Consider the following 15319-nt stretch of genomic DNA (forward strand, 5'->3'; position numbering starts at 1 on the left):
CTTGGCTTGCCCAGGCAATGTGGCTCCATCTTCGCCCATTGGGCGTCGGTGAGTACAAGTCTAGTCATACCCAAAATTTCACCACAGGAAGGCGGGGTAGGGAAAGCTGTATCTCAACAAGCCCTAGTGGCCGTCTATCGCCCTGATCGGCTAGCATCGTCTCCTTACCTGCCAGAATCACCAGGATCGCTGCCATGAAACTCGTTTCCTTCAACATCAACGGCTTGCGGGCACGTCCGCATCAACTCGCTGCGCTGATCGAGAAGCACCAGCCAGATGTGATCGGCCTGCAGGAAACCAAGGTCAGCGACGATCAGTTTCCCGAAGCGGAAATCCGCGCCCTGGGTTATCACGTCCATTACCACGGTCAGAAGGGCCATTACGGTGTAGCGCTGCTCTCGCGCCAGGCGCCGCTGGAGTTGTTCAAGGGTTTTCCAAACGACGGCGAGGAATCCCAGCGGCGCTTCATCTACGGCACCTACGCCGACGCCCAGGGCAACCCGGTCACCGTGATGAATGGCTACTTCCCCCAAGGCGAGAGCCGCGACCATCCCACCAAGTTTCCCGCCAAGCAGCGCTTCTATGCCGATCTGCAAGCGTTGCTGACAGAGCGCTTTGCCCACAACCAGCCGCTGATCGTCATGGGCGATATCAATATCTCGCCCGAGGATTGCGATATCGGCATCGGCGAGGTCAACCGCAAACGCTGGCTGAAGACCGGAAAGTGCAGCTTCCTGCCGGAAGAACGCGAGTGGTTGGCAACACTCAAGAGCTGGGGGCTGGCCGACAGCTTCCGTCAGTTGCATCCGCAGGTCGATGACCGTTTCAGCTGGTTCGACTACCGCAGCCGCGGCTTCGAGGATGAGCCCAAACGCGGCCTGCGTATCGACGTGATTCTCGCCTCTCAGGTTCTACAGGAACGTCTCAAGGACGCGGGTATCGACTACGAATTGCGCGGTATGGAGAAGCCTTCTGATCACGCCCCTGTGTGGCTGGAGCTGAGCTGACCCGCCCAGTCATCTTATGGTCATTTTTCTGTCTTATCGTCGCAGCACTTCAGCCATCCCCTTCAAGGTGTTTGCCGCATGCTGCGTGCCCTCGTTTGTGACCGTGAAACCTGGAGCCGAACCGCAACCTTCCTGTTGCTCGGCTTCGTCTGCTACCTGAGTCCCTGGACGGCATTCGCCGCCCTGCCGCTACCAGCCGGGGATCGCCCGGCCCTGCGTATCCAGGGCTCCAACACCATTGGTGCCAGCCTGGGCCCTGCTCTGGTCAGGGGCCTGATGCAACAACAGGGCCTGAGCAATATCAACACGATCAACACCCAGGAAAACGAGCAAGTGATCTCCGCCACGAATGCAGCAGGCCGCACGCTGCGCGTGGAAATTGCCGCACATGGTTCGGGCACCGGTTTCAGTGCCATTGGGCAAGGCGACGCCGAACTCGCGGCCTCGTCACGGCCGATCAAGGACAATGAAGTGGCGATGCTCTCGTCGCTCGGCAACATGAAAAGCCGAGACGCCGAGCAGATCATCGGCATCGATGGATTGGCGATCATCCTGCATCCGGATAACCCGATCAGCGTCCTCAACATCGAGCAGTTGGCGCAGATATTCTCTGACGAAGTGAGTGACTGGGCGCAATTGGGCGGACGCTCCGGTGCCATCAGCCTGTACGCCCGAGACGACAATTCCGGCACCTTCGACACCTTCAAGGAGCTGGTACTGAGCGCCAATGGCAAGCAGTTGTCTGGCAAGGCCAAGCGTTTCGAATCCAGCGAACAGCTCTCCGATTCGGTCGCCCGTGATCCCCAGGGCATCGGCTTTATCGGCCTGCCCTATGTGCGCAAGGCCAAGGCCGTACCCATCGCTGCCGGTGAGTCGCAACCGATGCAGCCCAGCGTGACACTGATAGCCACCGAAGATTACCCGCTGTCACGGCGCCTGTTCCTCTACGCCCCCCCGAAAAACGCCAATCCGTGGGCCGAAGCTCTGCTGCAATTCGCCCAAAGCCCGCAAGGCCAGGCCATCGTCGCGCAGAACGGCTTCATTGCACAGACCGTGCAGGCGGTCAGCATCGAAGCCACGGCCGACATGCCGGCGGCTTATCAGGAATTGGCACGTGACGCCCAACGCCTGTCAGTGAACTTCCGCTTCCAGGAAGGCAGCGCCAGCCTCGACAACAAGGCCCAGCAGGATCTGCGCCGGGTACTCGATTACCTGAAGCAGCACGACAAGCTGCAGCAAAAGGTCGTGCTGGTTGGTTTCGGCGACCCGAAGGCCGCTTCGGCGCGAGCCGAACTGTTGTCCAAACTGCGCGCCATGGCGGTACGCCGCGAGCTGGTGCGCGAAGGTGTGGTGTTGCGTGAAGTCGCCGGCCTCGGTGATGAGTTACCGGTCGCCGACAACGAAGGCGACAGCGGCAGGATCAAGAATCGCCGCGTCGAAGTCTGGGTGTATTGAAATCTTTTGAGCGCGGCAGCCACTTGCCCTGCTGCGCGATTCATCCTAGCCTTATGCGCATGTGACGCCGGGCCCCTCTGGCGATGAGTCCATCTCATCGTGATGTCGGAGTCACTAAGTTGAATCTCAACTTAGGCATTAAACAGGGAGGGCCCATGACAGCTCTACATGCCTTTATGTCCACGCCGTTTCTCGGCACCCCATACTATTTCTGGATGGCGTTCGTCATCATCGTCTTTGCGCTGCTGGTCTTCGATCTCGGCGTCCTGCACCGTGACCAACACGAAATCGAAATGCGCGAAAGCCTGCTGCTCTACGCGGGTTATTTCAGCGTGGGCGTCGCGTTTGGCGGCTGGGTCTGGTGGGAACTTGGCGCAACCAAGGCGCTGGAGTTCTATACGGGCTTCCTGGTCGAACAGTCGCTATCGATGGACAACGTGTTCGTCATGGCGATGATCCTCGGCTTCTTCGGCATTCCCCGCAAGTATCAGCACCGCGTGCTGTTCTGGGGCATCCTCGGCGTCGTCGTGCTGCGGGCGATCATGATCGGCCTGGGAACGGCCCTGGTTCAGGAGTTCGACTGGATCCTCTATGTGTTCGGCGCGTTCCTGCTGTTTACCGGCATCAAGATGCTGTTCAGCAAGGATCACGAAGAGCATCCGGATCTGTCGCAAAACAAGCTGCTGATCTTCCTGCGCAAGCACATCCGTGTCACGGATGACCTGCATGGCGGCAAATTTCTGGTGCGCCAACGGGATCCGGGCAGTGGCAAGGTACTGTTGTTCGCCACCCCGCTGCTGCTCGCATTGGTGCTGATCGAACTGGCGGATCTGGTATTCGCTGTCGACAGCGTGCCGGCGGTGTTCGCCATCACCCAGGATCCATTTATCGTCTACACCTCGAACATCTTCGCGATTCTCGGGCTGCGGGCGCTGTACTTTGCCCTGGCAGCGCTGATGCACCGTTTCGTGTACCTCAAGTACGCGCTGGCGATCGTGCTGATATTCATCGGCAGCAAGATCTTCCTGCACGGTTTCATCAAGGTTCCCGCCTTGCTCTCGCTCAGCGTCACCATGGGCGTACTGGCCGGCGGCGTCATACTGTCGCTGCTGAAAACCCGTGACAAGAAGCCTGCAGAGACGACGTGACCCAGCAGGCAACGGCGCACGCTGGTACGTGCGTCTGGGCAAATGTACCCTCATATTCGATGGAGAGCTCGCTGCACGTACCTTCGCCGCACCACTGCATAGACGCTTGAATGGCGACAAACGGGCTCTGCTTCCAGAGCCCGACGAGCCGCCGGGCACCTGAGCCAGTCTCACTTCATGTACTTACCGAGTTCGTACTTGCCGATAGCCGCACGGTGTACTTCATCCGGGCCATCGGCGAGGCGCAAGGTGCGCTGCATGGCGTACCAGTAAGCCAGCGGAAAATCACCGCTGACCCCTGCCCCACCGTGCATCTGAATGGCACGATCAATTACTTTCAGTGCCACATTGGGCGCCACCACCTTGATCTGCGCGATCTCGCTGGCAGCCACCTTGTTGCCGACCGTATCCATCATGTACGCCGCGTTCAGGGTCAGCAGGCGCGCCATGTTGATCTCCATGCGCGACTCGGCGATCACATCGACATTGCCCCCCAGCCGCGCCAACGGTTTGCCGAAGGCACTTCGCTCCAGGGCTCGCTCGCACATCAGCTTGAGCGCCCGTTCGGCCATGCCGATGGAGCGCATGCAATGGTGGATGCGACCTGGGCCGAGGCGCCCCTGGGCAATCTCGAAACCGCGCCCCTCGCCTAGCAATACGTTGTCGTACGGCACCCGAACGTTTTCGAAAAGCACTTCCGCGTGGCCGTGGGGGGCATCGTCATAGCCGAACACCGGCAGCGGCCGAACCACCTTCACGCCGGGCGTATCCATGGGCACCAGAATCATCGAATGTTGCTGGTGACGATGACCATCGGGATTGGTGAGCCCCATGAAGATCATGACTTTGCAGCGCGGATCGCAGGCACCGGATGTCCACCACTTGCGCCCATTGATCACCCAGTGATCACCGTCATGCACGGCGCTCGCCTGCATGTTGGTCGCGTCCGAAGAAGCAACGTCCGGTTCGGTCATGGCGAACGCAGAACGAATTTCACCGGACAGCAACGGATCGAGCCACCGACGTTTTTGCTCTTCGCTGCCATAGCGCACCAATACTTCCATGTTGCCGGTATCTGGCGCCGCACAGTTGAACGGCTCGGCACCGATCAGCGAACTGCCCATGATCTCTGCCAAAGGCGCGTATTCGGTGTTGCTCAGCCCCGCCCCGCGATCGGAGTCAGGCAGGAACAGGTTCCATAAGCCTTCGGCTTTCGCCTTGTCCTTGAGCTGCTCCATGATCGCCGTTGGCTGCCAGCGATCGCCTTCGGCCACCTGACGCTCGAACACTGCTTCGGCCGGATAGACGTGAGCCTCCATGAACGCGCTGACGCGCTCACGTAGTTGCTGAACCTTGGGGGAATAGGCGAAATCCATGGCACACCTTCAGAGCTGCTTTTGTGTGCAAACGATGCTAGTGGACGCCGCATAATTTATCGAAGCTATTTTCAGCGTGTATTAACATTCATCACCGATATAAGATCACCCCACAAAAACAACACGCGGAGTCACTCGGGCATGAATCTGAACAAGGTGGATCTCAATCTCTTCGTCGTCTTCGATGCCATCTACAGTGAAGCCAACCTCACCCGCGCCGGACAGATCGTCGGCATCACCCAGCCGGCGGTATCCAACGCCCTGGCGCGCCTGCGGGAAACCTTCAACGACCCGCTGTTCGTACGCACCGCCCAGGGCATGGTGCCGACGCCCATGGCGCAGAACATCATCACGCCCGTGCGCAACGCCCTGCAGCAACTGCGTATCTCGGTTCAGGAAAGTCGTACCTTCAACCCAGCCCAGGCGAACAAAAGCTTTCGCATCTGCATGACGGATCTGACCGAAGCCGTGGTATTGCCACCACTGTTCCAGCGCCTGCGCCGCCAGGCGCCGAACGTGACCATCGAGAGCATGCTGGTACGTCGCCGGGAAACCACCAAGGAGCTGGCGGCCGGTCGCCTGGACTTCGCCGTCGACGCCCCGCTGAACATCGATCCACAGGTGCGCCACGTCAAACTGATGGAGGATCGTTATGTCTGCGCGATGCGCCACGGCCATCCGCTGGGCAAGGAAAAGCTGAGCCTGGAAGAGTATCTGTCGCTGACCCACATCCACATTTCCAGCCGTCGCAGCGGCCTGGGTTATATCGATCTGGCACTGGGCAAAATGGGCATTCAGCGGCGTATCGCCCTGCGCTCACAGCATTACCTGATGGCTTGCCGTGTGATGCGCGATACCGACATGGCGATCACCGTGCCGGAGCGTTTCGCGCGGGATAATGATCTGCATTTCAGCGAACTGCCGGTGGCCGATATTCCAGTGCTGGAAACCCATCTCTACTGGCACGAAAGCACTGATCAGGATCCTGCCAATCGCTGGATGCGTGAACAGATCATCGAGATATGCCAGCGTATCAGCGTCGAGGAGCGCAAGGCCTCCGCTACAGCAACCGGCCGCTAACGCGACTGGTCTCAGCTGGAATAATCGAGCACCGTCCAGACTCGGGTCAGCCCTTCACCAATTACACAGCCCGAAACGCCCAGTTGCTTGTTGTCATGCAAGGTCATGCGGGTGGTCACCCCGTCCGCGGCATCCTGGCGCTCGACCAGCCACTGCACCTTGCCGCAGTTCGGCGTATCGATCACGTAGCTGGCAGCGACTGGCGCATCGCTATTCGCCAGCTTGATGGCATCGACCACTACGCCGTGTTCCTCCACGCGTTTGCCGTCTGAAACCAGCACTGCCCAGGCCTGACTGTCTTCGATGATCAGGTAGTTGGCATTGACCCTGGGTTGCTCGACCTGCGGTTGCACGCAGCCTGTCAGCGTCACCAACAGCAAAATTGTCATGAGTATCTGTTGCATTGCTAGTAGCCCTCGGCATCGACCACGGGCGCTCTGCAGCGCTCGCGCACATGGGAGTCATGAAGCGTCGAAGACCACTATTACCGAATACTGTTTATTTGTACAGTATTTTTGATTTACCCTAGCAGCCGTCACCACACCGATCGCACATCGGGATTGACCCGACTAGATCAGGCGTAAAGCGGGAGTCTAATGATGCTGGACGTAATGCAACTCAAACACTCGATCAACCGGATGCCACTGGACAAGGTTCGCCCCATCGTCGAGGAACTGCACCTGGAGGGAATCGTTACCGAAGGTAAAACTCCCTTCAACCGCCTGCACTTCAATACCTGCTTCGCCGAGATCGAAGCCTTGCTGCAGCGTGCGGGTTATCACAGACAATTGGATGTGGTGGGCTACCAGGGCCTTGCCTATGCAATGTTCGACCCCAATCGCTGGGAAGCCGTAGACGTGCTGCGCTGGCTGAGGGACTACGTGGAAGAAGCCCAGGTGTGCCCCGCCTCATAGCGAACCATCCATGAGGCGGCAGTGCACAGCAATAGCTCACACCGTAGGGGTGGGTCAGGTCGAACCATTACGTTTTTTCCGCCTGCTAGCGATATGGCGTGATACTTGCTTTGGCATTACGACAATGAATCGGCGCCCTATTATCGGGAAGCCGGGTAACGAACACGGTGTCTGCCAGATCACCTTCCCCCATCGGGTGGTCTGGTAGATGCCGTTTTTATTTGCAACGCTCTGGCACTTTTTACGGGCAAAGAAAAACCCGGCCGAAGCCGGGTTTTCCTGAAACCTGAGCCTATTACTGGGCTTGGGCTTCTACTTCAGCTTCTACACGACGGTTGATCGCGCGGCCTTCTTCGGTAGCGTTGTCAGCAACCGGACGGGACTCACCGTAGCCAGCGGAGTTGACGCGCTGGGAATCAACACCGTACTGGTTGACCAGGACGTCACGAACAGCGCTTGCACGACGCTCGGACAGTTTCTGGTTGTAAGCGTCGGTACCAACGGAGTCGGTGTGACCTTCAACAGTAGTGCTGGTTTGCGGGTACTGGTTCATGAAGTCAGCCAGGTTCTTGATGTCACCATAGCTTTCTTCTTTGACAGCGGATTTGTCGAAGTCGAACTTGACGTCCAGCTCAACGCGGACGACCTGAGGCGCTTCTTCAACGACCGGAGCCGGCTCTGGGATCGGCTCTGGAGCCGGCTCAGTGACCTGGGCGACCTGACGGGTGCTGCCACCGAAGTTCAGACCGACACCAACGCCAGCTTGCCACTCGGTGTCACCCTGGTCGATGTTGTACAGGGCATCCACACCAGCGCGAGCGTAGAAGATTTCGGTGAAGTAGTACTTGGCACCAGCGCCGGCGATAGCCAGAGTGGAGTGGTTACGACCACCGCTGTTGGCGTCGCCGATGCTCTGATGACCGAAGCCACCGGAAACGTAGGGACGCAGGCCTACACCAGGCTGGCCGAAGTGGTAGATGGCCTTCAGATCAGTCAGGTTGCCCTTGATGTTCTTGCTGCCAGCAGCGCCTTCGCCACGCAGGTCGTGGTATTCGCCATAGGACAACGCCAGCTCGACATCGTCGGTCAGGTAGTAACCAACGCTGCCGCCGAACAGGTTGCCTTCGTCGTGAGCGAAGTCACGTTGGGTGTCGGTGAAATAGCGATTAGCAAAGCCTTCCACCTCGACAGCGCCTTGGCCTTGAGCCAGCACGCCCATGGAGGTAGCGGCTACCAAGGAGCCAATGACTACGCCTAAGGTGTTTTTCAGTTTCATCCGTTAAATCCCCATCTATGAGTGATTGATTCACATGCAGGTAGACATGCGAGTCGTCAGTAAGTTTAAAAAAACTCACCTATGCCAGTGAAAGTTCGCCCCGAACTAACTTTCGGTAACGCCTGCAAACTTCTCCCGCAATCTGTCTAACGCGCGTTTGTAGCGCATTTTCGTGGCGCTGAGCCCCATGTGCATGATGTCAGCAATTTCCTGAAATTCCAGTTCTGCAACAAAACGCAACACCAGAATTTCACGGTCAATCGGATTCACATGCACGAGCCAGCGATCCAGACCACCTCGATCCTCTATTTTAGGCGCCTTTTCTTCAGACGCCTCTTCCAGTGGATCCAAACTTAGCGCGTCCATTAAACGACGCTTGCGACGCTCCTTGCGATACTGCGTGATGCATTCATTGTAAGTAATGCTGTAGAGCCAGGTCTTGAACTTGGACTTCCCTTCGAAGTTCTTCAACCCATACAGAACTTTCAACATCACTTCCTGACAGACATCGTCCGCGTCGCGATCGTTCCCTAAATATCGTGCGCATACATTGAACAAGGTGCGCTGGTAACGCCGCATCAGCTCCTCGTATGCGCGAGTGATGTGGAACAGCTCGTCATGGGCACGCGCCACCAGCTCCTCGTCGGAGAGCTCGCGTGGGTCATAGCGCAGTGACGGTGATTGGGGTGCGTTCAAAACAGATCGGGCCAACGGTCAGGACGAAAACAGCCAGCACCTGATATTACAGGCCGCTGGCTGGGCGCACAGGGTAGCAGAAATGCCCTCTCAGCGGCTGCTTACCCGCTGCTCGAGCAGTATGCGGTTGGAGAACGAAACCAGCTCGCCGGAGCCCGTCAGCACTGTGGTTTTAACCGTACCGATCTCCTCGATCTGCCCTTCTATATCGCCCACTTCGATCTGCTGACCGACCTGATACAGCTCACGCACATAGATGCCGGCGAGAATCTGGCTGGCCAGTTCCTTGCTGCCCAGACCCAGCGCCAGCGCGACCGCCAGCCCCACGGAAATCAGCACGATGGCGATGACGTTGTTGAGCAGGTCGGTTTTCACTTCCAGTTGGCCGATGGCCACGGAGATGCTGATGATGATCACCAATCCCTGGGCCAGGCGTGCCAGGCCGTGGGCATAATCCAGTCCAACACCTTCCGCGGCGCCGCGCACCAGGCCACTGAGCAAGTGAGCCAGCACTACACCGGCCAGCAACACCAGCGCGGCACCGAACACCTTGGGCAGATAGAGGGCGAGTACGTCCAGGGTCGCGGAGACACGCTCCAGGCCCAGCGATTCGGCAGCGGACACCAGGAATACCAGCAGCACGAACCAGTAGACGATCTTGCCAATCAGAGTCGAAACCGGAACCTGGAAGCCAGCGCGACCCAGGATCTTGGTCAGACCGGTGCCGGCCATCAGACGGTCGAGGCCGAGCTTTCCGAGCAGTTTGGAGAGCAGCGTATCGAGCAGCTTGGCGACGACGAAGCCGAGCAGCACCAGTACCAGCGCAACGAACAGATTGGGAATGAAGCCGGCGACTTTCGTCCACAACGCCGTCATCGCGGCGACCAGGCTATGAGTCCAGGGATCGAGTTCCATTTCATTCAGCCTTATCAGAAGAGCGAGCAGAAGCACGGCGACGTGACACCGGTGCCACGTGGGAAGAGCCGTTGTTGAGGGCGATCATCAGGGCGCCGGCCCAGTGCCCCATCAAGCCGAACAGGTCGCCTGCGCCGACCTGGCGGTTGGCGGTCTTCAGGACGCGGTTCAGGCAGGCGTCGTCATCGCGCGATGGCGAGGACGAGGTTTTCAACAGATCACGCAGAGATTCTTCAAATGGATCGTGCATGGCAGACCTCACAGAACGTCTTCGCTAGACGAAGCGCCTGAGACGCAAGTCACATCAGACCCAACGCAAGCGCCGGAACAACAACCACTGCCCGAAGCCGATGGTGAGCATCAGCAGGCAGGCGACAAGGAACCCGTAGGGGTTATCGGCCCCTGGAATACCACCGACATTAATGCCCAGCAGACCGGTGACGAAGCTCATCGGCAGAAACACGCAGGTGATGATGCCGAAGCGGAACATGATGTGGTTCATGCGCACATCCATGCGCCGGTTTTCCGTTTCCAGCAGCAAGCCGATGCGTTCGCGAGTCAGTTCCAGCTCCTCGAGGTAACGCAGCAGTCGGTTGTTCAGCTCGTTCCAGTAGATGCTGTCCTCATGGCTCAACCAGGGAAGTTGGCTGCGCGTCAGCTGCGCATAGATATCGCGTTGCGGCGACAGGAAACGCCGCAAACCCGCCGCGCGGCGACGGATCTGCAGCAGCAGGCCATGATCGGGCAAGGTGCGCTCATCGGCATCGACCTTCTCTTCCTGGGCGTCGACCCGTTCGGAGAGCTCGGTTACCAGATCCTCGACCTTGTCCGTCAGGTAATCGCTGAGCTGCAGCACCAGTTCAGAGGCGCTCTTGGGCCCTTTGCCAGCTTGCAGCCGGTCGATCAGATCCTCGGTGGCGCGCAGCGGACGCAGGCGCAGAGAGATGATGCGCCGCGCCTCGGCGAAGATTCGCACCGAAACCATGTCCTCGGGCTCGGCACCGGGGTTGAGGTTGACGCCACGCAGAAACAGCAGCAGTTCGTCATTGGGCAGCGGCAATGCTCGGGGCCGGGTATTTTCCTCGAGCAGCAGGTCGCAGGCGAACTCGCTCAGGCCACTGTCGCGCCGCAACCAGCTTTGCGTCTGCGGATGACTACGATCCCAGTGCAGCCACAGGCTCTGTCCCTCATCCAGCTGCAATTCATCGAGTTGCTCGCGGGCCACTGCACGGGCACCACCTCTGCCATCCAGCACGAAGCCATGCACCAGGCCCCACTGCGCGTTGTCTTCCTCGTACATCAACACCCCTGATGATTCATGGCGACAGCCCGTTGAGCAACCGCACCCGGTTATTCGACTTGCAGCGCCTGCGGCGAGACGATGATGCCGTTGTTGTCGGCATACACGTATTCGCCCGGGCGAAAGGTCACGCCGCCGAAAGTGACCACCACGTTGAGGTCACCCAGACCGCGCTTTTCGGTCTTCATCGGATGACTACCGAGAGCCTGCACGCCGAGATGGGTCTGCGCCAGCACGTCGACGTCGCGCACGCAGCCGTAGATCACCATGCCTTCCCAGCCATTCTTTGCCGCTTTTTCCGCGATCATGTCGCCAAGCAGCGCACAGCGCAGGGACGCGCCGCCGTCGACCACCAGTACCTTGCCGGCGCCGGGCTGATCGGCCTGGGCCTTGACCAGCGAATTGTCCTCGAAGCATTTGACGGTGACGATCTGCCCAGCGAACGAGTCGCGGCCACCGAAATTACTGAACATCGGTTCCACGACGCTGACCAGCTCCGGGTTGGCGTCACACAAATCGGGCGTGATGTATTGCATGGCGAAGCTCCTGAATAGGTGATCGAGGCCTGCAGCATAGTCTGATCGACTGCGCACATGGCCCGTGACCAAGCATCGCAGCGATTGACGAGGGCAATCTTAGCCGGATCACGGCGTGGCAGGAATGCCCGCCCCGTTTTCCGCCTGCGGCGCAGCCCGTGGCGATTGCCGCTCACCGTCCAGCCAACGACGCACCAGCGGCCAGACTTCGTCCTGCGCCTCCTTGCTGATCAGCATCTGCACGTGGCCGTAGTCCTGCTGAAATCCCTGAGCACGTCCCAGGCTGATGAACTCGCGATCCTCCGATGCGAATTGCTCGAACAGTGCCCGGCATGCCGGAGGCGGACACTCGGCGTCGCCCTCGCCTGCGATCACCAGCACGGGCACCTGCACCTCACTCAAACCCGCCCACCAGTCACGCTCGGCATCGCCGAAACGTCCGAACAGCCGATACCAGCGCAGCGTTTCCAGGGCGATACCGATTGGCTCATCCTCAGGCCCGCGCTTGAGCCGCGAGCCGGACAGCACCGTAAAACGCTTGAGCAGCAAACGCGCCAGCCACTCGATTGGCGGTACCTTGAGCAACCAGTAGCGGCGACTGATTTCGGCCCCGAACAGGCCAACACTGGCTATCCCCACCTGCTGCAGATAGCCGCCTCCCAGTGCAGCGGCCAGGGTCAGGCCGCCCAGCGAATGGCCGAGCCAGTGAGCGGGCCGCGGATTCTTTTCAGCAACGAACGCCGCTATTGCCGGCAGGTCGTAACGCGCATAGTCAGCCACGCAGTTGTGACGATAGGCCAGGTTACGCGGCGACAGGCCGTGGCCGCGCATTTCCGCGATCCACACATCGAACCCCGCGCGAACCAGATATGGCGCCAGACCAATGCACTTGGGCGAATACCAGAAACGACGGTTCGAGAAACTGCCGTGCAGCAGGATAACCGGCTCACCACGCACACCCTCCTGGCCCGCCACCGCCAGGCGGGTAAGTGCCAGCTCGACGCTGAAATCCAGGCTGTTGCCAGGCTTGAGACGGTAGACATCTTCACTCAGGTCGCCACGCAGTTCGGCACCGATCAGCGCAACGGGAAACAACTCACTACTGCTTTGCATCTTCTTCGCTCTGGCACAGCCCGCTGCCGACTACGAAACATCCCCAGTCGGCAGGTCATAAAAAAGGGCAGGTAGAACCTGCCCTCGGATCAACATTCAAGGCATGCCGGTCAGCTTTGCTGACCCTCGGCCAGGAAGAACCAGGTTTCCAGCACCGAATCCGGGTTCAGGGAAACGCTTTCGATCCCCTGCTCCATCAACCACTTGGCCAGATCCGGGTGGTCGGAAGGCCCCTGGCCGCAGATACCGATGTACTTGCCCGCCTTGTTACAGGCGGCGATGGCATTGGCCAGCAGCTTCTTGACCGCCGGATTACGCTCGTCGAACAGGTGAGCGACGATACCGGAGTCACGATCCAGGCCCAAGGTCAGCTGAGTCAGGTCGTTGGAGCCGATGGAGAAGCCGTCGAAGTACTCGAGGAACTCTTCGGCGAGAATGGCGTTGGACGGCAGCTCGCACATCATGATGACTTTCAGGCCATCCTGACCGCGCGCCAGACCGTTCTCGGCGAGCAGATCGACCACCTGCTTGGCTTCGCCCAGGGTACGCACGAACGGCACCATGATCTCGACGTTGGTCAGGCCCATCTCGTTGCGGACTTTCTTCAACGCCCGGCATTCCAGCTCGAAGCAGTCGCGGAACGATTCGCTGATGTAGCGCGAAGCGCCGCGGAAACCGAGCATCGGATTCTCTTCTTCCGGCTCGTACAACTTGCCGCCGATCAGGTTGGCGTATTCGTTGGACTTGAAGTCGGACAGGCGCACGATGACCTTCTTCGGCCAGAACGCCGCGGCCAGGGTGCTGATGCCCTCGACCAGCTTTTCGACGTAGAAGCTCACCGGGTCATCGTAACCGGCGATGCGCTTCTCGACGCTTTCCCTGATTTCCGGCGGCAGGCCGTCCATGTTCAGCAGCGCCTTGGGGTGCACACCGATCATGCGGTTGATGATGAATTCCAGGCGCGCCAGACCGATGCCGGCGTTGGGCAACTGGGCGAAATCGAAGGCGCGATCCGGGTTGCCGACGTTCATCATGATCTTGAACGGCAGTTCGGGCATGGCGTCGACGGAGTTCTTGCGAATGTCGAAGCCCAGCTCGCCCTCGAAGATGAAGCCGGTGTCGCCCTCGGCGCAGGAAACGGTCACGCCCTGACCGTCACGCAATACGTGGGTGGCATTGCCGCAGCCGACCACGGCCGGAATGCCCAGCTCACGGGCGATGATCGCCGCGTGGCAGGTACGCCCGCCACGGTTGGTGACGATGGCGCTGGCGCGTTTCATCACCGGCTCCCAGTCCGGATCGGTCATGTCGGAAACCAGCACGTCGCCGGGCTGAACCTTGTCCATTTCCGACACGTCGTTGATGACCCGCACCTTGCCGGCGCCAATCTTCTGACCGATGGCGCGACCTTCGACCAGCACGGTGCCAGTCTCCTTGAGCAGGTAACGCTCCATCACGGTGACGTTGGCGCGACTCTTCACGGTCTCGGGGCGGGCCTGGACGATGTACAGCTTGCCGTCGTCACCGTCCTTGGCCCATTCGATGTCCATCGGCCGGCCGTAGTGCTTCTCGATGATCACGGCCTGCTTGGCCAGTTCGGTGACTTCGGCATCGCTCAGGCAGAAGCGCGCGCGCTCGGCGCGGTCGACGTCGACCACCTTGACCGACTTGCCGGCCTTGGCTTCGTCGCCGTAGATCATCTTGATCGCCTTGCTACCCAGGTTGCGGCGCAGGATCGCCGGGCGACCGGCCTCGAGGGTGTGCTTGTGCACGTAGAATTCGTCAGGGTTGACCGCGCCCTGCACGACGGTCTCACCCAGGCCGTAGGCGCCGGTGATGAACACCACGTCACGGAAGCCCGATTCGGTATCGAGGGTGAACATCACGCCGGCGGTGCCGGTTTCCGAACGCACCATGCGCTGCACGCCGGCAGACAGGGCGACCAGCTTGTGGTCGAAGCCCTGATGCACGCGGTAGGCGATGGCGCGGTCGTTGAACAGGGAAGCGAAGACTTCCTTGGCCGCACGAATGACGTTTTCCACGCCGCGGATATTGAGGAAGGTTTCCTGCTGGCCGGCGAAGGAAGCGTCCGGCAGATCCTCGGCGGTAGCCGAGGAGCGCACGGCCACGGCCATGTTGTCGTTGCCATTGGCCATGGCGGCGAAGGCGGTGCGGATCTGCTCATTGAGTTCGGTTGGGAACTCGGCGTCCATCACCCACTGACGAATCTGCGCGCCGGTCTTGGCCAGGGCGTTGACGTCGTCGACATCCAGGGCGTCCAGGGCTTCGTGGATCTGCGCGTTGAGCCCACTTTGCTCAAGGAAGTCGCGATAGGCCTGGGCCGTAGTGGCGAAACCACCGGGAACCGAGACACCCGCCCCCGCCAGATTGCTGATCATCTCGCCGAGGGAGGCGTTCTTGCCCCCTACATGCTCGACATCGTGATTGCCGAGCTTATCGAGGGAAACTACGTACTCTGCCAAGGTGATCTCTCCACTTCAGT

At 59.8% G+C, this 15319-nt stretch carries 15 protein-coding genes; 5 read left to right on the plus strand and 10 right to left on the minus strand.

All coding sequences use genetic code 11. The features are described 5' to 3' along the window. Nucleotides 1-194: 194 nt before the first annotated feature. The 3 genes from xthA (at nt 195) to DNK06_RS23380 (ending at nt 3610) form a co-directional block, all read left to right on the plus strand. Nucleotides 195-1007, plus strand: coding sequence for an exodeoxyribonuclease III (gene xthA / locus DNK06_RS23370; protein ID WP_131182356.1), 813 nt, complete (start codon nt 195-197; stop codon nt 1005-1007). A 78-nt stretch (nt 1008-1085) separates the two neighbouring features. Continuing rightward, entirely contained in the window at nt 1086-2462 is a 1377-nt protein-coding gene (locus tag DNK06_RS23375; protein ID WP_131182357.1) for a substrate-binding domain-containing protein, read from the plus strand. Nucleotides 2463-2617: 155 nt separating this feature from the next. Next, a complete protein-coding gene (locus tag DNK06_RS23380) occupies nt 2618-3610 on the plus strand; it encodes a TerC family protein (protein WP_131182358.1) in 993 nt (330 codons plus the stop codon). Nucleotides 3611-3780: 170 nt separating this feature from the next. Here the strand turns inward: DNK06_RS23380 and DNK06_RS23390 are convergent, their stop codons facing one another. Then, a complete protein-coding gene (locus DNK06_RS23390; RefSeq protein ID WP_131182359.1) occupies nt 3781-4986 on the minus strand; it encodes an acyl-CoA dehydrogenase in 1206 nt (401 codons plus the stop codon). Nucleotides 4987-5127: 141 nt separating this feature from the next. Between DNK06_RS23390 and DNK06_RS23395 the strand changes: the two genes are divergently transcribed. Continuing rightward, a complete protein-coding gene (locus DNK06_RS23395; RefSeq protein WP_131182360.1) occupies nt 5128-6066 on the plus strand; it encodes a LysR family transcriptional regulator in 939 nt (312 codons plus the stop codon). An 11-nt stretch (nt 6067-6077) separates the two neighbouring features. Here the strand turns inward: DNK06_RS23395 and DNK06_RS23400 are convergent, their stop codons facing one another. Beyond that, nucleotides 6078-6455, minus strand: coding sequence for a hypothetical protein (locus DNK06_RS23400; RefSeq protein ID WP_242674762.1), 378 nt, complete (start codon nt 6453-6455; stop codon nt 6078-6080). 210 nt (nt 6456-6665) lie between these two features. Here DNK06_RS23400 and DNK06_RS23405 point away from each other — a divergent pair, with 210 nt between their 5' ends. Then, the gene (locus tag DNK06_RS23405) at nt 6666-6980 is read left to right on the plus strand and encodes a transcriptional regulator (protein ID WP_131182362.1); all 315 of its coding nucleotides are present in this window, start codon (nt 6666-6668) and stop codon (nt 6978-6980) included. A 295-nt stretch (nt 6981-7275) separates the two neighbouring features. On the opposite strand, the gene DNK06_RS23410 is transcribed toward DNK06_RS23405, so the two are convergent. From DNK06_RS23410 to ppsA, 8 genes are all read right to left on the minus strand, one after another. Further along, complete coding sequence (locus tag DNK06_RS23410; protein WP_131182363.1) at nt 7276-8256, minus strand: OmpA family protein; 981 nt, start codon at nt 8254-8256, stop codon at nt 7276-7278. A 105-nt stretch (nt 8257-8361) separates the two neighbouring features. Next, nucleotides 8362-8952: an RNA polymerase sigma factor SigX gene (gene sigX / locus DNK06_RS23415; RefSeq protein ID WP_131182364.1), complete on the minus strand. Its 591-nt coding sequence runs from the start codon at nt 8950-8952 to the stop codon at nt 8362-8364. Nucleotides 8953-9042: 90 nt separating this feature from the next. Beyond that, entirely contained in the window at nt 9043-9867 is an 825-nt protein-coding gene (locus tag DNK06_RS23420; protein ID WP_131182365.1) for a mechanosensitive ion channel family protein, read from the minus strand. Between the two features lies 1 nt (nt 9868). Then, nucleotides 9869-10117, minus strand: a complete 249-nt coding sequence (locus DNK06_RS23425) for a CrfX protein (protein WP_131182366.1) — start codon at nt 10115-10117, stop codon at nt 9869-9871. A gap of 54 nt (nt 10118-10171) precedes the next feature. Continuing rightward, a complete protein-coding gene (locus DNK06_RS23430; protein WP_131182367.1) occupies nt 10172-11167 on the minus strand; it encodes a zinc transporter ZntB in 996 nt (331 codons plus the stop codon). 50 nt (nt 11168-11217) lie between these two features. Then, on the minus strand, nt 11218-11703 hold the full coding sequence (gene rraA, locus DNK06_RS23435; RefSeq protein WP_131182368.1) for a ribonuclease E activity regulator RraA: 486 nt from the start codon (nt 11701-11703) through the stop codon (nt 11218-11220). A 108-nt stretch (nt 11704-11811) separates the two neighbouring features. Continuing rightward, on the minus strand, nt 11812-12816 hold the full coding sequence (locus tag DNK06_RS23440; protein WP_131182369.1) for an alpha/beta fold hydrolase: 1005 nt from the start codon (nt 12814-12816) through the stop codon (nt 11812-11814). 110 nt (nt 12817-12926) lie between these two features. After that, on the minus strand, nt 12927-15299 hold the full coding sequence (gene ppsA, locus DNK06_RS23445; RefSeq protein ID WP_131182370.1) for a phosphoenolpyruvate synthase: 2373 nt from the start codon (nt 15297-15299) through the stop codon (nt 12927-12929). Nucleotides 15300-15319 lie beyond the last annotated feature (20 nt).

Origin of the sequence: Phytopseudomonas daroniae (assembly GCF_004327285.1) — a bacterium.
Taxonomy (GTDB): domain Bacteria; phylum Pseudomonadota; class Gammaproteobacteria; order Pseudomonadales; family Pseudomonadaceae; genus Aquipseudomonas; species Aquipseudomonas daroniae.